The organism is Streptomyces sp. NPDC058464, assembly GCF_042721035.1.
Classification (GTDB): Bacteria; Actinomycetota; Actinomycetes; order Streptomycetales; family Streptomycetaceae; genus Streptomyces.
The window spans coordinates 36,774-56,844 of the sequence record NZ_JBHXMA010000047.1 but is presented as its reverse complement, the minus strand read 5'-3'; the positions used below and the strand labels follow the sequence as shown (position 1 = coordinate 56,844).

The window sequence follows — 20,071 nt, the reverse complement described above, 5'->3', positions numbered from 1 at the left end:
GTCACAGCTCCCCGGGTACGACGACTATGCGGGCGGGGCCGTTCGCGTCGCGGGCCGCGTCGAGCGCGGCGGGCACCTCGTCGAGCCCGACGGTTCCCGCGCCGGCCAGCATCGGCGTGACATCGAGGCCGCCCGAGCAGACCGCTTCGAACGCCTCGACCCAGTGGGCCATCGACGGGCCGCCGCCGAACTGGATGTTCAGGCCCTTCCGCTTCGCGGTCAGGGTGTGCAGGTGGTCGCCTTCGGGCGGTCCGCCGACGGAGAAGATGCGGGTGCCGCGCACACATCCCTTGATGACCGAGTCGAGGACGCCCGGAACACCGACGCACTCGAACACGACGCAGCCCGGTCGACCGTGCGACGCCGTCGTGTCCTGCACCGACTCGTCCGGCACGCGGGCGTGGGCCACGTCGTGCCACGCCCCGTACGCCGAGACCGCGGCCGGATCGATGACCACGTCGGCCCCCATGGCCAGTGCGGTGGCGCGCCGTGACGCAACGAAGTCCACCGCCACGATCGGGCCCACGCCCAGGCTTCTGAGCCGCGCGATCACCGACAGCCCGATGGCGCCGCAGCCGATGACGAGCGGTACCTCCTTCGGCGTCACCCGGGCGCGCGAGGCGGCTGACCAGCCGACCGACAACGCGTCGGCGACACAGACGATCCCGCTCGGGAGGTCCGAGCCCACGACCCGGGTGATGGCCTCGGTCACCAGGAAGTATTCGCCGAACGCACCGGGCGACTCGGGGTTCTGCCCGATGATCCTGCGGCCGGCGGGGGTGGTCAGCACCGGCAGGGAGCTGACCCGCGTACCGACGGGGATCCGGCGCTCGGTGTCCGGACCGTAGTCCACGACTTCGGCGCAGTACTCGTGGCCCATGACGATGTCGACGTCCCGGTCGTAGGTCGACATTCCGCTGTCGTCGTCGGCACCCGCCTCCGGATGGTCCATGAAGTGAAGGTCCGACGCGCAGACACCGCACGCGAGGGAGCGGACGAGGAGCTGGCCCGGTCCGGGAACAGGATCCTCGATGTCTCGCACTTCGACCGTTCCGCCACGTAGCACAGCAGCACGCATCAGCGTCTCCTCCGCAGTCCGTCCTCCGGGACTGTAGCGCCACTGCGGGAATTACAGAAGATGGTCTCCTATAATTAAGGAGGGGCAGCCGGCTTCGACCGCTGGGCAGGACCTGGTCAGTGACTGTTCAATACAATCGCCGGCATGGAAGAGCCTCGCCGTCGCCCGGGCCGCCCACGTGACATGAGCATCAACGAACGGGCTCTCACGGCAACGCGCGAACTGCTCGTCCAACGCGGCTTCGACGCGACGACGATCCAGGCCGTCGCCGAGCAGTCCGGTGTGCACGCCTCGGCCATCTACCGGCGCTGGCCGTCAAGGATCGAGCTGATCGAGGAGGCCACGTTCCCCGGGCTGAGCCCACTGAGCGTGCAGCCGACGGGGGATCTCCGGCGCGATCTGCGCCGCTTCATCGGTGCCTACCTGGCGGCCTTCGGCGCCCCGGCCGCGCGCGCGGCCGCGGCCGGACTCCTCGCGCACCATCAGGCCTCGGAGCGCACCCGTTCACCGGAGCTGTATCTGCGTGTGTCGGCGCGGCCTCAGTTCCAGGACATCCTGCAGGCCGCTCCACCCGGCAGCGTCGACCCGGCCGTGGACCCGGACGACGTCTTCGACATGCTCCTTGCCGCGGTCCTGACCCGTACGCTGCTCTCGACCGTCATCGTGCGGACCCACCCCGTCGAGCGCACCGTCGAGATGATTCTCCGGCTGCTGCGGCCCATGGACCGGCCTGCGCAGTCGGAATAGGGCCACTGCGGCGTGGGCGGCGATCCGCTCGAAGCCGGTGACCTTCTCGCTGCGGGTGGTGAAGTGCGGACTGACGCCCGTGCAGTCGACCAGCGTGTCCAGCCGGCCCGTCGCGTCGGTGATGCGCTCGGCCGTCTCGCGCACGGCTGCGGAGTCGGCGACCGACTTGAGGACCTTGCCCCAGAGGGTGCGGGGCAGTGCGCCTCCGGCCCGGTGGCCCGCGCCGATGACGATCATCCCTGTGTGCGGGCCGGGGCCGTCACCTCCGGGTTGCCGTAGTACGCGTCGGGGCCGTGTTTGCGGGTGTAGTGGCGTTCCAGGAGATGGCGGGGCGGCGGCGCGGTGGGGATCAGGGCGAGGGTGTGGATGGCGATGTCGGCGACGGCTTCGCAGATGATCGCGTGTTCCAGGGACTTGCGCGCGCTCGCACCCCAGGTGAACGGGCCGTGGTTGGCGACCAGCGCGGCGGGCACCTCGGCTGCCGCCCGGTCGTCCGACTTCAGCAGATCCACGATGACACGGCCGGTGTTGTACTCGTAGTCCGTGGCGCACTGCTCCGCGGTGAGGTCCGGAGTACACGGGACGGGGCCGTTGAAGGTGTCGGCATGGGTGGTGCCCAGGACGGGAATGTCCCGGCGCGCCTGGGCGAAGGCGACCGCGTGGGTGGAGTGGGTGTGGGTGACTCCGCCGACGGAGGGGAACGCGAGGTACAGGCAGCGGTGGGTCTCGGTGTCGGTGGAGGGGCGCAGGTCGCCGTCGACGACCGCGCCGTCGGCCAGCCGTACGGTGACCAGGCTGTCGATGGTGAGGTCGTCGTAGGCAACCCCCGAGGGCTTGATGACGAACACCCCCGCCTCACGGTCGACTCCGCTGACGTTGCCCCAGGTCAGGGTGGCGAGGCCGACCTGGGGTATGGCCAGATTCGCCGCCAGCACCTCCTGCCGCAGGCCGTCCCGCACGGTGAGGGTCATCGGTGCTCCTTCTTCTTGCCGTGGTGACGGGACGGTCCCATCCGAGGGCGGGGTGCTCACAGCGACTGGTCGAGCCGGTGGTAGGCGGCGTTCCAGCGGATCTCCTTGGCGAACCGCTCGGTGCTCGTGTTCTCGTCGATGACGAGCAGTTCGACGCCGGTCATGGCGGCGAAGTCGGTGAGCGTCTCGATGCCGACGGCCGAGCTGAGCACGGTGTGGTGCGGGGCACCGGCGAGCAGCCAGCTCTCGGCGGATTCGGCGAGTGACGGGCGCGGCTTCCACACGGCCCTGGCCACCGGGAGCTGGGGCAGAGGCCGGCCGGGCTCGACCACGTCCACGGTGTTCGCGGTGAGCCGGAAGCGATCGCCCAGGTCGGAGAGGCCGACGACCACGGCGGGGCCGGGGGCGGCGTCGAAGACCAGGCGGACGGGGTCCTCGCGGTCGCCGATCGACAGCGGGTGGATCTCGCAGCTGGGGCGGCCGGCCGCGATGGAGGGGCAGACCTCCAGCATGTGGGCGCCGAGGATCCGCGGCTCGCCCGGTCCGAGGTGGTAGGTGTAGTCCTCCATGAAGCTGGTGCCGCCGGGCTGCCCGGAGCCCATGACCTTCATCGTGCGCAGCAGGGCGGAGGTCTTCCAGTCGCCTTCGCCGCCGAAGCCGTATCCGTCGGCCATCAGCCGCTGGACGGCGAGTCCGGGCAGCTGACGCAGGCCGCCGAGGTCCTCGAAGTTGGTGGTGAAGGCGGTGAAACCGCCCTCGTCCAGAAACGTACGCAGACCGAGTTCCAGGCGTGCGGCGTACCGCAACGCGTCGTGGCGGACGCCGTCCGGCCGGAGAATGGGACGGACGTCGTACTCGTCGACGTAGCTCGCGGCGAGCTCGGCCGCCGCCTTCTCCTCGACGGCGTCGACGACCTCGACCAGATCGTTCACTCCGTAGGTGTTCACGGAGAACCCGAACCGCACCTGGGCCTCGACCTTGTCGCCCTCCGTCACGGCGACGTCGCGCATGTTGTCGCCGAAGCGGGCCAGCCTCAGGGTGCGCGACGCGTGGCGGCCCGCGGCGGCCCGGCACCAGGCGGCCACGCGGCTCTGGACCCGGGCGTCGCTGGCGTGGCCGGCCACGATCTTGCGGTTCACCCCGAGGCGGGACCCGATGTGCGCGAACTCGCGGTCCCCGTGGGCGGCCTGGTTGAGGTTCATGAACTCCATGTCGATGCTCGACCAGGGCAGCGACAGGTTGTACTGGGTGTGCAGATGGAGCACGGGCCGGTCCAGGGCGCTGAGCCCGGCGATCCACATCTTGGCCGGGGAGAAGGTGTGCATCCAGAGGATCACACCGACGCAGGTGTCGGAGGAGGAGGCCTCCTGGCAGAGCCGGCGGATGGAATCGGAGTCGGTGAGGACCGGCTTCCACACGATGCGCAGGGGGATCTCGGCGCTCGCGTCCAGCCGCTCCGCTATGCGCTGGGACTGGTGGGCGACCTGGGTCAGGGTCTCCTCGCCGTACAGGCCCTGACTGCCGGTCAGGAACCAGATCTCGCCCGGGAGCTGGTACGTGGAGTCGCTCTCCATGAGGTGTCCTTTCAGAGGGGAGTGCAGGGGGCCGCGAACCGCGGGGAGTCACGCGTTCAGGCGGAGGCTTCGGCCCGGATACGGCGCAGCCGGTGCATGACGTCATTGGCGCCACGACCGAAGTGGTCGTGCAGCAGCCGGTATTCGGCGTACAGACGGTCGTAGGCGGCGGCCCGGTCCGGGTCGGGCAGGTGCACGCCGGGACGGGCACTGCCCATCGCGTGTGCCGCGGCCCGGATGTCGGGATACGCGCCGGCCGCGATCGCGGCGTGCATGGCCGCGCCGAGGGCGGGACCCTGCGCGGAGTCGATGACGCCGAGCGGGCGGCGGGTGACGTCGGCGTAGATCTGCATGAGCAGCGCGTTCTTGGTCAGTCCGCCGGCGATGATCAGCTCCTGGACCGGGACCCCGGACGATTCGAAGGCCTCGATGATGGTGCGGGTGCCGAAGGCGGTCGCCTCCAGCAGGGCGCGGTAGACGTCCTCCGGGCGGGTGGACAGCGTGAGACCCAGCACCACGCCGCTGAGATCGTGGTCGACCAGGACGGACCGGTTGCCGCTGTGCCAGTCCAGGGCGATCAGGCCGTGCTCGCCCACCCTCTGCCCCGACGCGAGTTCGGTCAGGTACTCGTGCGGGGTGCGCTGCATGAGCTTGGCCCGCTCGGCGTACTCGGCGGGGAACCCCGTGCGCAGGAACCAGGCGAAGATGTCGCCGACTCCGCTCTGACCGGCCTCGTAGCCCCACAGACCGGGCAGGATGCCGCCGTCGACGACCCCGCACATGCCAGGCACCGTGCCCTTCCGGTCGGAGCTCATGACATGGCAGGTGGACGTGCCCATGATGGCCACCATCCGGCCGGGTTCGACCGCGGTGGCGGCCGGCGCCGTCACATGGGCGTCCACGTTGCCGGCACAGACCGCGATGCCCTCCGGCAGTCCCGTCCATGCGGCCGCTTCCGCCGTGAGCCGTCCGGCCAGGGAGCCGAGCTCGGCGACCGGCTGGTCCAGCTTGTCGGTCACGAAGTCGGTGAACGCGGGGTTCAGGGCGGCGAGGTAGTCGGCCGAGGGGTAGCAGCCGTCCTGGAACTGGCCCTTGTACCCGGCGGTGCAGGCGTTGCGGACATACGTCCCGCACAGGCGCCAGACGATCCAGTCCGCCGCTTCGACCCAGCGGTCGGTGAGGTCGTAGATCTCCGGGTCCTCCTCCAGCAGCTGGAGGGCCTTGGCGAACTCCCACTCCGAGGAGATCCGGCCGCCGTACCGCTCCAGCCAGGGCTCCGCGCGCTCCGCGGCCAGGGCGTTGATCCGGTCGGCCTGGCCCTGCGCGGCGTGGTGGCGCCAGAGCTTGACGTAGGCGTGCGGGCGGCCGGAGAGCCCCTGCACCTCGCACAGGGGGGTGCCGTCGGAGCGTACCGGCAGGACCGTGCAGGCGGTGAAGTCCGTTCCGATGCCGATCACCTGCTCGGGCCGCACCCCGGAACCGGCCAGTGCCTCGGGGACCGCGTGGCGCAGGACGCCGATGTAGTCGCCCGGCACTTGCAGTGCCCAGTCGGGGGGCAGCGGGGTTCCGTCGGGCAGCTCGCGGTCGAGGACCGCGTGCGGGTAGGCGTACTCGCCGACCGCCAGCTCCGCGCCGTCGCTCACCCGGACCACCACAGCCCGCCCGGAGAGCGTCCCGAAGTCCACACCCACGACGAACTGATCGGCGTGCTGGTGGTCCTTGTGTTCGACGGTCACCACGATGGCGCCCTTTCAATCGATATTTCGGTCACTGGCCGGTGAGGGGAACCCGCGACGCGTCACCGGGTAGTGGGCCGGGGCTGAGGGGTGGTGTGGAGCCAGTGGGTGGCTGACTGCGCAGTCATCACCGACTGCGCAGTCATGTCTACGCAGTCATATTTCGGCCGTCAAGAGGTTTCGCCCACGTTTCTCGCCGAGCCGATCCGGCGCCCCGCCCCATCGGGTGCCGCCGTGCGAGGGTTGGGCGTGCGAGCCGCCCGACCGGGAAGCAGCGCCCGGCGAACTCGTGCCGGGCGCGAGGTCGACGGGGTGTTCGCGGAGCGGTGCCGAACACGGGAACGCCATATGACGAATATGTTCCGCACTCTTGACGGACATCTTCTGACTGCGTAGACATGGCTGCGTAGTCAGGTCGTCGGGGCAGCCGGCGCGGAACACGGCCATCGGGAGACATCATGACGCCATCGGCAGGACGGGCCGGCGTTTCCGGCGCGCCCCGGAGCGTGGATGTGGCCCGGCTGGCGGGCGTGTCGCAGAAGACGGTGTCGCGGGTCTTCAACGACGAGGCGTACGTCTCGGCAGAGGTGCGCAAGCGCGTTCTCGACGCGGCCGACGAACTCGGCTACCGGCTGAACCACGCGGCCCGGGCACTGGCCTCCGGCCGGACCCGATCCATCGGCGTGGTGACGCTCGGGACGGCACTGTACGGACCCGCGTCACTTCTCATCGGCATCGAGCGGGCCGCCCGGGTCACCGGTTACGCGCTCCGTGTGGTCAACACCCTGGAGGGTGACCCGGGGGGTGTAGGCGGAGCCATCGACTCGCTCCTCGAACAGGGCGTGGACGGCATCGTCATCTCCGAGCCGATCGACGAGGAGGCGGACGGGGGAGCGGTCCCCACCGACGTGCGCGTACCGGTGCTGGTCCTGGGCGCGCCCGTGGCCACGACGGCCCCGGGCACCGTGGCCGCCGGCGTCGGCGCCGACCTGCTGGCACGGGCGGCCACCGAGCATCTCCTGGACCTCGGACACCGGACCGTCCACCACCTCGCGGGTCCGCAGCGCTGGTATGCCGCCCGCGACCGTCTCCGGGGATGGCGTGAGGCACTGGAGTCACGAGGCCGCGACGAGCCGTCGCTCGTCGAGGGCGACTGGTCCGCCGCATCGGGTTACGCGGCGGGCCGGGTACTCGCCGCGGATCCCGACGTGACCGCGGTGTTCGCCGCCAACGACGACATGGCCATCGGCCTCATGCGCGCACTGGCGGAGGCCGGCCGCACCGTGCCGGACGACGTCAGCGTCGTCGGATTCGACGACATTCCGGTGGCCGCGTTCGTGTCCCCACCGCTGACCACCGTGCGTCAGCCGTTCGACGCCGTGGCCCAGGAGGGGCTGAGACTTCTCGTCCACGCCATCGAGAAGCCCGGCGCCGACCTGCCCCCGGCCAACGACCCGCCCGTCGAGCTCGTCCTTCGCGCCTCGACCGCGCCCGCTCCGGCCCGGACCGATCCGGGCGGGGCACGGCGCTCCGCCACACGCCCCCGTCGTGCCGCGAAGGCCACGCCCCCGAGTGGAGGTCCATCCGACCGTTCCTGATCGACTTCAGCCTCAGTAGGCCCAGAGCAGGGATTCCGGGCCGCACCTGTCACACCTGCGCAGCCGCCGCACAGGCCGCTGCCCGGTTCGCCCCTCCTTGCCATGCCGGCTCAGCCGCCCGCAGGGACTCGGGCACCGCACGTTCTCCTTCTCGCCGAGCGGGCCGCCGTACCGGCGCCTGCTCCGACCGCCCTCCCCCTCGTGGTCCGCCATCCGCGCCGCGAGCCGGGAGCAGCTGATGACGACGTGGCCTTCCCCGCACCGACCTCGAAGTCCCGGTCGTCACCTCCCCGCGTTCCCTTGCCCGGCATGCCGCCGCAGGCATGCCCTCACCTTCGCCCAACCGGCGGGAGTCCACCATGCCCAGATCCTTCGTCACGCCCTCCTCCCCGAGCCGTCGCGGATTCCTCGCCGCCGTGGGGGCGGCGACCTTCGGCGTCGCACTGTCCGCCTGCAGCGGTGGTAGCGGCAGCGGGAGCAGCGGCGGCAGCACCGCCAAGCCGCTGTCCCGGGCCGACATCGACAAGGCGATGAAGACGCCGACCGAACTCACCTTCTGGACCTGGGTCCCGAACATCGACAAGGAGGTCGCCCTCTTCGAGAAGAAGTACCCGGCCATCAAGGTCAAGGTCGTCAACGCCGGTCAAGGCGTGGCCCATTACACCAAGCTGCGTACGGCGATCAAGGCCGGCAAGGGCGCCCCGGACCTGGCACAGGTGGAGTACCAGGCGATCCCCACGTTCACCATCACGGACAGCCTGCTGGATCTCAGCCCCTACGGCGCCACCGGTCTGAAGAGCGCGTTCGTGGACTGGACCTGGGCACAGGTCGGCGGCTCCAACGGTGAGATCTGGGCGATCCCGCAGGACACCGGCCCGCTGGGCATGCTGTACCGGCAGGACATCTTCCACAAGCACGGCATCAAGCCGCCGACGACCTGGGACGAGTTCGCCGCCGCCGCGCGCAAGCTGCACAAGGCCGACCCGGACGTCTACCTGACCAACCTCGCGGCGAACGAGGCCGCGGCCTGGCACGGCCTGCTGTGGCAGGCGGGCGCCCACCCCTACGCCCTTTCCGGCAAGAGCGACATCACCATCGACGTGAACGACGCGATCTCCAAGAAGCTCGGCAGCTACTGGGGCGGCCTCGCGAAGGAGGGCGTCATCAGCACCGACCCGGACTTCACGGACGCCTGGTACGCCGGCCTCAACAAGGGCAGGTACGCCACCTGGATCACCGCTGCCTGGGGTCCGGCGTTCCTCTCCGGTTCCGCCAAGGCCACGGCGGGCAAGTGGCGGGCCGCTCCGCTGCCGCAGTGGGACGCGTCGAGCCCCGCGTCCGGGAACTGGGGCGGATCGACCAGCGCGGTCATCCGCTCGACCAAGAACCCCGTCGCCGCCGCGCAGTTCGCCCAGTTCCTCAACAGCGACCCCGCGAGCGCGAAGATGTTCGCGACCGAGCAGTCGTTCTTCCCGGCGACCAAGGCCCTGCTCGCCGACCCGTCCTTCGCCGGCGCCACGCCGTCCTTCTACGGCGGTCAGAAGGTGAACCAGGTCTTCGCCGACATCGGCGACACGGTCAGCGACGACTTCCAGTGGCCCCCGTTCCTCGACCAGGCCGCCACCGACTGGACCGAGACCGTCGGAAAGTCCCTCGCCGACAAGACCGACAGCGGGGCCGCCCTCGACGCCTGGCAGCAGCGGCTCACCACCTACGCCAAGGGCCAGGGCTTCACCGTCAAGTCCGCGTGACCGCCGGCGGGTCCCGGCTCCGGCCCAGGCGCTCGCCGCCCGGGCCCCGGGCCCCGGGACCCACGGCCGGCCCTTCCGACATCCAGAAAGGCCCGTTGATGACCGCCATGACCGCGGCCTCCACCGAGGACCCGCGCCGAGCAGGGCCGCAGCGCCGCCGGCTCGGTGGCCTGCGCCACGGTGCGGCAGGCCCGTTGTTCATCGCACCGTTCATGGTGCTGTTCGTGCTGCTGTTCCTGACCCCGCTCGGCTACGCCGCCTATCTCAGCCTGTTCCAGGAACGGCTCATCGGCGGGACGACGTTCGTCGGGCTGGACAACTACGTGACCGCCCTGAAGGACCCGCTGCTGAGGGAAGGTCTCCTGCGGGTCGCGGCGTTCTTCGCGATCCAGGTGCCCGTGATGCTGCTGCTGGCGCTGCTCTTCGCGCTCGCGCTCGACAGCGGCCTGCTGCGCCTCGCCAAGGTCATCAGGCTCGGCATCTTCGTCCCGTACGCGGTACCCAGCGTCGTCGCGACCCTCATGTGGGGCTACCTCTACGGCCCCGACTTCGGCCCCTTCGCCCAACTGGGCCGCAAGCTCGATGTGCCGGTCCCGCACTTCCTCAGCGACACCTGGATGCTGGGCAGCCTGGCGAACGTGGTGACCTGGGAGTTCGTCGGCTACAACATGATCATTCTCTATGCCGCGCTGCGGACCATCCCGGGTGAGCTGTACGAGGCGGCCGCCGTGGACGGCGCCGGCGCCTGGCGCATCGCCTGGTCGGTCAAGCTGCCCGCGCTGCGGCCGGCGCTCCTGCTGACCCTGCTGTTCTCGGTGATCGGCAGCTTCCAGCTGTTCAACGAGCCCAAGCTGCTGCAGACCATCGCCCCCGACGTGATCGACAGTTCGTACACCGCGAACCTCTACGCCTACACCCTCGCCTTCACCGGACAGCAGGTGAACTACGCGGCCGCGGTCTCCTTCCTCCTGGGCCTGGTCATCGTGGTCTTCTCCTACGCCGTGCTGATCACCGCGAACCGCAGGAGGACCTCGTGACGGTCGTCTCCCAGTCCTCGCCCCGGTCCGCCGCGGCCCCGGCCACCGCAGCCTCCGGGGCCACCGCGTCCCGACGGGCGACCAAGGTCCCGCGCGGGCGCCGCTCCCCGGTCCGACGCCGCAGCACCCCGCTGACGATCGTCATGCTGGCCGTACTCGCCTACTTCCTCCTGCCGCTGTTCTGGCTCGCCGTCGCCTCGACCAAGAGCACCCAGGACCTGTTCAACAGCTTCGGCCTGTGGTTCTCGCACAGCCCGCGACTGCCGGCGAACATCAGGCAGACCCTGACCTACGACGACGGCGTCTTCCTGCACTGGCTGCTCAACACGGTCCTGTACTCGGTCGGCAGCGCGCTCGGCGCCGCTCTGCTGGCCACCACGGCCGGGTACGGCTTCGCCAAGTACCGGTTCCGGGGCAACAGCACGGCCTTCAACCTGGTCCTCGGCGCCATCATGATCCCGACCACGGCACTGGCGATCCCGACCTACCTGCTCTTCGCGAAGGTGGGACTGGTCAACACCCCCTGGGCGATCGTCCTGCCCTCGCTCGTCAGCCCGTTCGGCCTCTACCTGATGCGCATCTACGCGGCGGACGCCGTTCCCGACAGCCTTCTGGAGGCCGCCCGGATCGACGGTGCGGGGGAGCTGCGGATCTTCGTCCGGATCGCCCTGCGGCTGCTGGCACCGGGGCTGGTGACGGTCGTCCTCTTCACGCTCGTGGCGACCTGGAACAACTACTTCCTGCCGCTGATCATGCTCAACGACCCGAAGCTGTACCCCGTCACCGTCGGGCTCTCCTCCTGGGCGGCCCAGGCCCAGAACGGCGGGGCCGGCGCCAGCAGCGACATGCTCGCGCTCGTCGTGACCGGCTCGCTCATCTCGGTCATCCCCCTCGTCGTGGCCTTCCTGATGCTCCAGCGGTACTGGCAGAGCGGCCTGGCCGCCGGCGGTGTCAAACAGTAAGTGCCGCCGACCACACCCTGCTCCTTCTCCCATCCCCCTCTTGGAGGTCCCTCCATGGCGGTCCTGCCCGCCCGTGTCCTGTTCGGCGCTGCGTACTACCACGAGTACACGCCGGCCTTCGGCGGCACGCAGCCCGACGAACAGCTCAAGACCGACCTCGACCTGATGGCCGACGCGCACTTCACCGTCATCCGCGTCGGGGAGTCGGTCTGGTCGACCTGGGAGCCGGAGAACGGACGGTTCGACCTCGACTGGCTGCAACCCGTCCTCGACGGCGCCCATGAGCGCGGCATCTCCGTGATCCTCGGCACCCCGACGTACGCCGTGCCGCCGTGGCTGGTCCGGCAGTACCCGGAGATCACCGGCGAGCTGCGCACGGGCGAGCGGATCGGCTGGGGCGCCCGCCAGGAGGTGGACATCACCCACCCGGCGTTCAAGTTCCACGCCGAGCGCGTGATCCGGAAGATCGCCGAACGGTACTACGACCACCCCGCGGTCATCGGATGGCAGGTGGACAACGAACCGGGACTGCATCTGCTGCACAACCGGGGCGTGTTCGAGCGGTTCGTCGACCATCTGCGCCAGAAGTACCGGGACGTCGAGACCCTCAACCGCGAGTGGGGCCTCGTCTACTGGTCGCACCGCCTGTCCACCTGGGCCGACCTGTGGACCCCGGACGGCAACGTGCAGCCCCAGTACGACGTCGCCTGGCGGGAGTTCCAGGCCCGCCAGGTCACCGAGTTCATCGGCTGGCAGGCCGACATCGTGCGCGAGTACGCCCGGCCGGAGCAGTTCGTCACCACCTGCATCTCCTACACGCGAGGCGGCGTGGAGGACGACGAGCTGTCGGACCGCCTCGACATCGCGTCCGGCAACCCGTACTACGACATGCAGGACGGCCTGCTGCTCCCCGATCCCACACCGGACGAGCACCAACAGATCTGGAAGACCACCGGAGTCTGGTCGATGTACCAGACCGCGGACTGGATGTTCTCCTCACGCCAGGAGCCGTTCCTGGTCACCGAGACCAACGCGAACTCCATCGGCTACCCCTGGGACAACCGGCCCGGATTCGACGGCCAGTGGCGCCAGGCCGCCTGGGCCCATGTGGCGCGCGGCGCCCGGATGATCGAGTACTGGCAGTGGCAGACCCTGCGCTTCGGCGCCGAGACCTACTGGGGCGGCGTCCTCCCGCACAGCGGCCGCCCCGGGCGGACGTATGCCGAACTCGCCACGCTCGGCGCGGAGTTCGAGAAGGCGGGCCCGCTCGTCGCAGGCCTGGAGCCGGACGCCGACATCACGATGGTCTACTCGACGCCGAGCAAGTGGCTGATGCAGAAGTACCCGCCCCTGGCGACCGCCGACGGCGAACCGGACCCGGCCTCCTACCACCGCATCTTCGACCCCTTCTACCGAGGCGCCTTCGACGCCGGCCGGCAGGTCCGCATCGTCCACGTCCGGCAGCTCCACGACCCGGACGGCGACCGGGAGGGCATGGCACCCGCCGAAGCGGCCCGGCATCACCCGGTCCTGGTGGTGCCCGCCCTGTACCTCGCCCACGACACCACCGTGGACTGGCTCGCCGCCTACGCCCACGCCGGCGGCCATCTCGTCCTCGGCCCGCGGACGGCCTACGCCGACCACGAGGCACGGGCCCGGCTGGAGCCGGCCCCCGGCGGTCTCGCCGCCGCGGCGGGCGTGACGTACGACGAGTTCAGCAACCTGACCACCGGGATCGCGGTCACCGCCACCCCCGGCGGCCCGCTCGACCTCCCCGCGGACGCGACGGCCACGCACTGGGCGGACGGCCTGACCGCGCACGACGCGGAGGCCCTCGCGCACTACGACCACCCCCACTTCGGCAGGTGGCCGGCGATCACCACCCGCCGTCACGGCGAGGGACAGATCACCTGCGTCGGCACCGCACCTGGGCGCGGTCTCGCCCGGGCTCTCGCCGAGTGGCTGGCGCCCGCGGCGCGCAGCGGATGGCAGGACCTTCCGGCGTCCGTCACCGCCACCACGGGCACGGCCCCGGACGGCCGCAGGGTGCACGTGATCCACAACTGGAGCTGGGAGCCCGCGCGGGTCGCGGCTCCCGTCGGGCTGACCGATGTTCTCGACGGCACTCCCGTCCCCGCGGGCACAGCGCTCGATCTGGGCGCCTGGGACGTGAAGGTGTTCGTCGCCGCGAATTCCGACGGAGCGAGGGTCTAGGACGAAGGCCCGTCGGTGTCACCCCGAGGACCACCAACCTCAAAGGAGAGGCTGTGCAGAGAAGAAGACTGAGAAACCTGCTGGGAGCCGCCGTCGCGGCCGCGGCACTGCTGGCGATCCCCGCGTCCGGCGGCGCCCAGGCGTACGCCCCGACGGGCGGGACCGTCTACCAGCTCGGCAGCGAGGCGTGCCTCAAGGGCCGGGGGAACTGCGCGATCTACCCGAAGTCGGCGGAACTGCCGGACGGCCGGCTGGTCGCGTCGTTCGAGAAGTCCACGGTACCGGCCTCGGGCAGCGCCGACGGGCAGACCCTTCCCGTCTACAAGAGCGACGACGACGGTACGACATGGCAGTCGCTGTCCGAGGTGAAGGCACCGGCCTATCTGTCCAGCGACACGAAGTACGCGAAGTACACCAGCAACTGGACCAACCCGTACCTGTACGTCCTGCCCCAGGACGTGGGCAACCTGAAGCAGGACACCCTGCTGCTGGCCGGCGTCGTATCGGGCGACGACTACTACTACAAGGAGCACAAGGCGGCCGACCCGAGCTGGACGCCCACCAACGACGGTGACCGCAAGGACGTGGCGATCGCGCTGTACTCCAGCACGGACAACGGGGCCACCTGGAAGGTCGAGAACGTCGTCGCCACCGGCGGCTGGCAGGGCGGCAGCGCGGGCGCCGTGGGCCAGAACTTCTCCTCGGCGAACACCAACCACCAGGTGGACCCGGTCTGGGAGCCGTACCTGATGGTCTACAAGGGCAAGCTCGTCTGCTACTACTCCGACGAGAACGACTACACCGGCTTCGACGCGACCACCGGAGCCGCCACCCTCGACCCCGCCAACGACACCGCCACGGACTCGCAGGGCCAGATCCTCGTGCACAGGACGTGGGACGGTCAGGCGGCGCAGTGGAGCGACCCCGTCGTCGACATCGCCGGGCTGACCCAGGACATGGGAAGCGGCAAGTCGGAGATCGGCGGCGGCCGTCCCGGCATGGCGAACGTGGTCCGCACCACCGACGGCAAGTGGATGATCACCTACGAGTACTGGGGCGGCGGCGCCAACACGCGCTACCAGATCGCAAGCAACCCGCTGGAGTTCTTCAAGGGGTCGGCGACCGGAACCGGCGTCAACTCCCTGCCCGTCGACACCGGCTCGCACACCCTGGCGACCGGCGGCAGCCCGGTCCTCATCCGGCTGCCCGGTGGTCGCCTGGTCTACAACGCGGCAGGCAGCGCAAGCGTCTGGGTCGACCAGACCGGACGCAGCGACGGCACCTGGAAGGAGTACCAGACCACCTCGAAGGCCGGCTACAGCCGCGACCTCCAGTACGTCGACGACACGGGCCGTCTGGTGATCCTCAACAACCAGGGGACCTCGACGATCGCCTACGCCGAGACGGACCTCGGCAACTCGGCCGGCACCTACTACCAGTTGTTCAACCGCAAGACCGACCAGGTCATCGGCACCGGCAACAAGACCAACGACGCCAACCTCGGCAACGGTGACGTGCCCGACGTCCGTCTGGAGGACCCGGGCTCCGCGGCCAACCCCGACACCCAGTTCTGGCACGTGGTGACCGAGCCCGGCGGTGGAACCACGCTGCTCAACAGGGCGGGTGGCCGCGCGGCGGCGATCTGGACCGGCAACGCGACGGCCGGACAGAAGATCGGCCAGTGGGTCGACAACAGCTCCACCGGCAGCTGGAACCTCGTCAGGACCAGCGACGGCCTCTACAAGCTGCAGTCGGTCAAGAACACGAGCCTGTACCTGACCGGAGCAACCGTCGGCGGGCAGCTCACCCTGCAGACGGCGGCCACGGACGGCTCCCAGGACTGGGAACTGGTCCGGTAGCCGCCCCCGACGCGAAACGACAGTCGGCACGAACCCCCGCCACCGGTACGTCCGGGGACGGGGGTTCAAACGTGTGATCCGGCCGTCCTGGCCTGTCGGGACGCCCTTCACGCCGCGGTCGACCGCAGGTTCGACGACAGCGGCGGCGACTGACGAGACCGGGTCGGCCGGAGCGGCGTCGCCGTCGCCTCCGGCGAAAGCCCTTTGCACGGGCCGCCGTCCGGGTGGTGGGGTGGCACGGTGATCGACCACGATGAGGCGGGGACCGTCCGGCCGTCGACCCTGGCCTGGGCGAGCCGGTATCTGAAGGACGGCGAACGGATCGTCAGAACCGAGGCGCTGCACGGCGGCATCACCGCCGAGATGCGCCGGCTGACCATCGGCGCGTCGGACGGAGGCACCCGGGACCTGGTGCTGCGGTCCTTCGTCGACCCGGCCTTCGTGGCACACGCCGAGGCCATGCTGAACCGCGAGGCCGGCACCCTCGCCCTGCTCACGGGCACCGGTGTGCCGGCTCCCGGACCGGTCGCGGTCGACGCGACCGCCGCGCACTGCGAGCACCCGTCACTCCTGATGACACACCTGGCGGGCCGGACGGCCCTCGACGACCAGGGGCTGGAGGCACGCGTACCCCTGCTGGCCCGTCAGCTCGTCGCGATCCACGCCGTGCGGCCCGCCGAGCGTCCCCGGGAGTACCAGGCATGGACGACCGCCGACGCCGTGGTCCCTCCGGACGGCGCCGACGCGACGGCATGGGCGGCGGCGACCGACGTGATCCGCCGGCCGCCGCCGCCCTACGAAGGGCGGTTCCTGCACCGGGACTTCCAGCCGGGCAACGTGCTGTTCCACGTGCCGCCCCCGGGGCCGGCAGGTCCCCGTGTCACCGGCGTCGTCGACTGGGTGCAGACCTCCTGGGGTCCGGCGGACCTCGATGTGGCGCACTGCTCCTCCAATCTCGCGATGCTGCACGGCCCGGCGTGGGGTCTGCGGTTCGCCGAGGCGTACGAGGAGGCCGGCGGGACGCTGGCCGCGGCCGCGGGCGAGCGGTTGTACTGGCGGCTGCTGGACGCGCTGGGGTTCTCGACGTCGGTGCGGTGGGTGGCACGGCCGTGGCAGGAGGCGGGGCGGACCGAGCTGACCACGCGGGCCGTGGAGCAGCGGCTGGACGCCTACGTCACCGCCCTGATGGACGCGCTCGGGTGAGCCGGGGCGCCCGGCTCAGCCGTCGGCGAGCGTCGCCTGCAGGGTGACCTCGGGGACGCCTGCCAGCGCCCGGCTGACCGGGCAGTTCGCCTTCGCCGACGCGGCGAACTCGCGGAACTCGGCCTCCCCGACCCCGGGGACCCGGCCCCTCGTCACGAGCTCGATCCTCGTGATCGTGGGAGTGCCGTCGACCGGCCGCAGGGTCACCGAGGCATCCGTCTCGATCGACTCGGCGGGGAAGCCGGCGCTGGCCAGCGTGCTGGCGAGCGCCATGGAGAAGCAGGTGGCGTGAGCCGCACCGATGAGCTGCTCCGGGTTGGATCCGGGGCCGCCTTCGAAGCGGGACTTGTACGTCACGCCCCCGCTGATGCCGTCGCCGGCGGTGAAGGTCCCGGACCCGCTGGGGATGTCGCCGTTCCAGGCCGCGTGTGCTTTCGAGACGGGCATGTGCCCTCCAGGTGTGGACGGTACGGTCGATGCGGCGCGAAGCCGCCGATGCGGGCATCGTCTCCGACGCTCGGTGCTCACCGGCATCACCTGGACAGGTGAGACCGGAGGAATCGTGCGCGGTGACCCTGTTCGGTGGTGTGCGTCGACGGTGGTCACCACACGTGCTCCCCGTCGGCCCGGCGCCGCTCGAAGACGAGCCGTACCGCCGCGGAACCCTCACCGACCGCGGTCGCGACGCGCTTGACACTCCCGCTGCGCACGTCGCCGATGCAGAACACGCCGGGGACACTCGTCTCGAAGGGGAAGGGCGCTCGACGGCCGGCCGCGAGGGCGTCGAGGTCGTGTCCCGTGAGCAGGAAGCCCCCGGAGTCCGTCGCGAGCCGGCCGCCGAGCCAGCCGGTGCACGGCGTGGCGCCGATGAACACGAAGACCGCGGCGACCTCCAGGGCGGAGCGCCGCCCGGTGGTGCCGTCCACCACGTCGAGCCCGGTGACCGAGGAATCCGCCCTCACGCCGACCGCCTCCGTCCGGACGCGTACCCGGATCCCCGGATGGGAGGTGACCGCGTCGATCAGGTAGCGGGACATCGAGTGGTCGAGGTCGGGTCCCCGTACCAGGAGGTGCACCGGGTCGGACGTCCGGGCCAGGAACATGGCGGCCTGGCCGGCCGAGTTGGCGCCGCCGATCACGGCCACGGGCCGTCCGAGCGCGTTCCCCGCCTCGGCGACCGTCGCCGAGTAGTGGACGCCGTTGCCTTCCCAGTCGCCGATCCCGGGCACGGCCAGGCGCCGGTAGTCGGCACCGGTGGCGATGACGACGTCGCGCGCCCTGAACGTCCGTCCGTCGTCGCAGGTGACGGTGTGGATGCCGGCCTTGCTGGCGAAGGCGGCCGCGCGGGCGTTGCGGTGCAGCCGGACCCCGAACTTCGCCGCCTGGATCGTCCCCCGCGTGGCCAGTTCGGCGCCCGAGAGCCCGGCCGGAAAACCGAGGTAGTTCTCGATCCTGGAGGACGTACCGGCCTGGCCGCCGAAGGCCGCCGCGTCGATGAGGGTGGTCCGAAGCCCTTCCGAGGCACCGTACATCGCCGCCGCCAGACCGCCGGGGCCGCCGCCGACGACGAGCAGGTCACCGACCTCGGGGCCGTCGTCGGCCACCGCGCCGGGCGGCTCCCCGAACTCCGCGGCGATGTCGGCCGGCTGCGGGTTGCGCAGCAGAGGCCGGCCGGGGACGAGGACGAGGGGAAGGTCGGTCACCGGTACCCGGAGTTCACGCAGCAGCGCCTCGGCCTCCGGCTGCTCCTCGAGGTCCAGCCAGCGCACGGCTGTCCGGCCGAGCGAGAACGACTGGAGAAGCGCCCGGCTCCTCTCGTCGTACCGGGAACCGATGAGCGTGAGTCCCGCGCCTCTTCGCACCAGGTTCGCCCGGCGCTCCAGGAACGTCCGCAGGATGTACTCACTGAGGCCGGCGTCCTGGGCGACGAGCCGGAGAATCCGGCGGACCGGAACCCGCAGCAGCCGGCCAGGGGTTCGCATGACACCGGCGAAGCGGGCGCGCTCACCCGTCAGCATGCCGATCTCGCCCAGGAACTCCGCGGGCCCGTACGACGCGACCAGCCGTTCGTCCGGCTCCCCGATCCGGTCGACCACGTCCGCGGATCCCTCGAGGACGACGAAGAAGTCGTAGGACCCGTCGCCCGCCGAGAAGAGGATCTCGCCGGAGTTCGCCGGAAACTCCGATCCGAGCGCCGCCAGTTTCTTGAGCTGGTCGCCGGAGAGCGGTGCCGCCGGGGCCGACACCCAGGGCTGGCCTCGGTCAACGTGGTCCATGTGGTGCCTCTCTCGCTGGTGGGCAAGGGTCCGTGGGGGTGATCCATCCTCCGCCGGGTGCGTCCGCGCGTCCCTCGCGTGAATAGGTGAGGGCGCCGTCCGTGGGCGCGGTGGGAGGCTGGTCCTCGGCGTCGGCCCGGCCCCGCCGTCGTCGTTCCCGGATCCCCTCGCCTGTGGAAAGAAGGAATCGCGTTGACCACCACTCCCGCCCCCGCAGCGGCTTCCGGCACGTTCCTGCTCGGCGGTGACCTTCCGGTGCACCGCCTGGGATTCGGTGCGATGCGCATCACCGGACCCGGGGTCTGGGGCGAACCACGCGATCCGGGCGAGGCGGTGCGGGTGCTGCGCCGGCTGACCGAGCTCGGGGTGACGTTCATCGACACGGCGGACTCCTACGGCCCGTCCGTCAGCGAGCGGCTGATCCGGGAGGCGCTGCACCCCTATCCCGCCGACCTGGTCATCGCCACGAAGGGCGGCTTCACCCGGCCCGGCCCCGGTGTGTGGCTGCCGAACGGCCGGCCCGAGTACCTCAGGCAGCAGGTCGAGCAGAGCCTGCGCAACCTCGGCGTCGAGCGCATCGACCTGTACCAACTGCACCGCATCGACCCGGCGGTGCCGGTGGAGGAGTCCCTCGGCGAGCTGACCTGGCTCCAGCAGGACGGGAAGATCCGCCATGTCGGCCTGTCCCAGGTCTCGGTCGCGCAGCTCGAGCAGGCCCGCGCGGTCGCGGAGATCGTGTCGGTCCAGAACCTCTACAACCTCGCCGACCGCACCTCCGAGGACGTCCTCGCATACTGCGAGGCCGAGAACCTCGCGTTCATACCCTGGTTCCCCATCGCGACCGGCACGCTCGCGGAGTCGCACGGTCCGCTGGCGAGGGTCAGCAGGAGCCACGGCGCGACGCCGTCCCAGCTCGCACTCGCCTGGCTGCTGCGCCGCTCCCCGGTGATCCTGCCCATTCCGGGAACGTCGTCGGTGGCCCACCTCGACGAGAACGTCGCGGCGGCGTCGGTGCGGCTGTCCACCGAGGAGTTCGCGGCGCTGACGAGGGCCGTCTGAGGCAGT

15 protein-coding genes are annotated in these 20,071 nt (G+C 70.8%); 9 read left to right on the top strand and 6 right to left on the bottom strand.

Going from position 1 to position 20,071, the window contains the following annotated elements:
- Position 1 precedes the first annotated feature (1 nt).
- Positions 2–1,078, bottom strand: coding sequence for a zinc-binding dehydrogenase (locus ACFWPQ_RS42460; protein ID WP_384047662.1), 1,077 nt, complete (start codon positions 1,076–1,078; stop codon positions 2–4).
- A 144-nt stretch (positions 1,079–1,222) separates the two neighbouring features.
- Between ACFWPQ_RS42460 and ACFWPQ_RS42455 the strand changes: the two genes are divergently transcribed.
- The gene (locus tag ACFWPQ_RS42455) at positions 1,223–1,825 is read left to right on the top strand and encodes a TetR/AcrR family transcriptional regulator (RefSeq protein ID WP_384047660.1); all 603 of its coding nucleotides are present in this window, start codon (positions 1,223–1,225) and stop codon (positions 1,823–1,825) included.
- 233 nt (positions 1,826–2,058) lie between these two features.
- On the opposite strand, the gene araD is transcribed toward ACFWPQ_RS42455, so the two are convergent.
- From araD to araB, 3 genes are read right to left on the bottom strand one after another with little or no spacing between them, the layout of a single operon-like run.
- On the bottom strand, positions 2,059–2,796 hold the full coding sequence (gene araD, locus ACFWPQ_RS42450) for an L-ribulose-5-phosphate 4-epimerase AraD (protein ID WP_384047657.1): 738 nt from the start codon (positions 2,794–2,796) through the stop codon (positions 2,059–2,061).
- 56 nt (positions 2,797–2,852) lie between these two features.
- Positions 2,853–4,370 carry an L-arabinose isomerase gene (gene araA / locus ACFWPQ_RS42445; protein ID WP_384047655.1) on the bottom strand — a complete coding sequence of 506 codons (1,518 nt, stop codon included), beginning with the start codon at positions 4,368–4,370 and terminating at the stop codon, positions 2,853–2,855.
- A 56-nt stretch (positions 4,371–4,426) separates the two neighbouring features.
- A complete protein-coding gene (araB, locus tag ACFWPQ_RS42440; RefSeq protein ID WP_384047753.1) occupies positions 4,427–6,106 on the bottom strand; it encodes a ribulokinase in 1,680 nt (559 codons plus the stop codon).
- A 458-nt stretch (positions 6,107–6,564) separates the two neighbouring features.
- Between araB and ACFWPQ_RS42435 the strand changes: the two genes are divergently transcribed.
- The 7 genes from ACFWPQ_RS42435 to ACFWPQ_RS42405 all read left to right on the top strand — a co-directional run bounded on the left by ACFWPQ_RS42435 (position 6,565) and on the right by ACFWPQ_RS42405 (position 16,730).
- Complete coding sequence (locus ACFWPQ_RS42435) at positions 6,565–7,704, top strand: LacI family DNA-binding transcriptional regulator (RefSeq protein WP_384047652.1); 1,140 nt, start codon at positions 6,565–6,567, stop codon at positions 7,702–7,704.
- Between the two features lie 359 nt (positions 7,705–8,063).
- Entirely contained in the window at positions 8,064–9,455 is a 1,392-nt protein-coding gene (locus tag ACFWPQ_RS42430) for an extracellular solute-binding protein (protein WP_384047649.1), read from the top strand.
- A 98-nt stretch (positions 9,456–9,553) separates the two neighbouring features.
- Positions 9,554–10,492, top strand: a complete 939-nt coding sequence (locus ACFWPQ_RS42425) for a carbohydrate ABC transporter permease (RefSeq protein WP_384047646.1) — start codon at positions 9,554–9,556, stop codon at positions 10,490–10,492.
- Positions 10,493–10,623: 131 nt separating this feature from the next.
- Positions 10,624–11,454, top strand: a complete 831-nt coding sequence (locus ACFWPQ_RS42420) for a carbohydrate ABC transporter permease (RefSeq protein ID WP_384047750.1) — start codon at positions 10,624–10,626, stop codon at positions 11,452–11,454.
- Positions 11,455–11,508: 54 nt separating this feature from the next.
- Positions 11,509–13,668, top strand: a complete 2,160-nt coding sequence (locus tag ACFWPQ_RS42415; protein ID WP_384047644.1) for a beta-galactosidase — start codon at positions 11,509–11,511, stop codon at positions 13,666–13,668.
- A 53-nt stretch (positions 13,669–13,721) separates the two neighbouring features.
- Entirely contained in the window at positions 13,722–15,527 is a 1,806-nt protein-coding gene (locus ACFWPQ_RS42410) for an RICIN domain-containing protein (RefSeq protein WP_384047641.1), read from the top strand.
- Between the two features lie 240 nt (positions 15,528–15,767).
- On the top strand, positions 15,768–16,730 hold the full coding sequence (locus tag ACFWPQ_RS42405) for a phosphotransferase family protein (RefSeq protein WP_384047638.1): 963 nt from the start codon (positions 15,768–15,770) through the stop codon (positions 16,728–16,730).
- A 15-nt stretch (positions 16,731–16,745) separates the two neighbouring features.
- Here ACFWPQ_RS42405 and ACFWPQ_RS42400 read toward each other — a convergent pair whose 3' ends face one another.
- On the bottom strand, positions 16,746–17,177 hold the full coding sequence (locus ACFWPQ_RS42400; RefSeq protein WP_384047636.1) for an OsmC family peroxiredoxin: 432 nt from the start codon (positions 17,175–17,177) through the stop codon (positions 16,746–16,748).
- Between the two features lie 155 nt (positions 17,178–17,332).
- On the bottom strand, positions 17,333–19,006 hold the full coding sequence (locus tag ACFWPQ_RS42395; RefSeq protein ID WP_384047633.1) for an FAD-dependent oxidoreductase: 1,674 nt from the start codon (positions 19,004–19,006) through the stop codon (positions 17,333–17,335).
- A gap of 192 nt (positions 19,007–19,198) precedes the next feature.
- On the opposite strand from ACFWPQ_RS42395, the gene ACFWPQ_RS42390 reads away from it, so the two are divergent.
- A complete protein-coding gene (locus tag ACFWPQ_RS42390) occupies positions 19,199–20,065 on the top strand; it encodes an aldo/keto reductase (protein WP_384047631.1) in 867 nt (288 codons plus the stop codon).
- Positions 20,066–20,071: the final 6 nt, after the last annotated feature.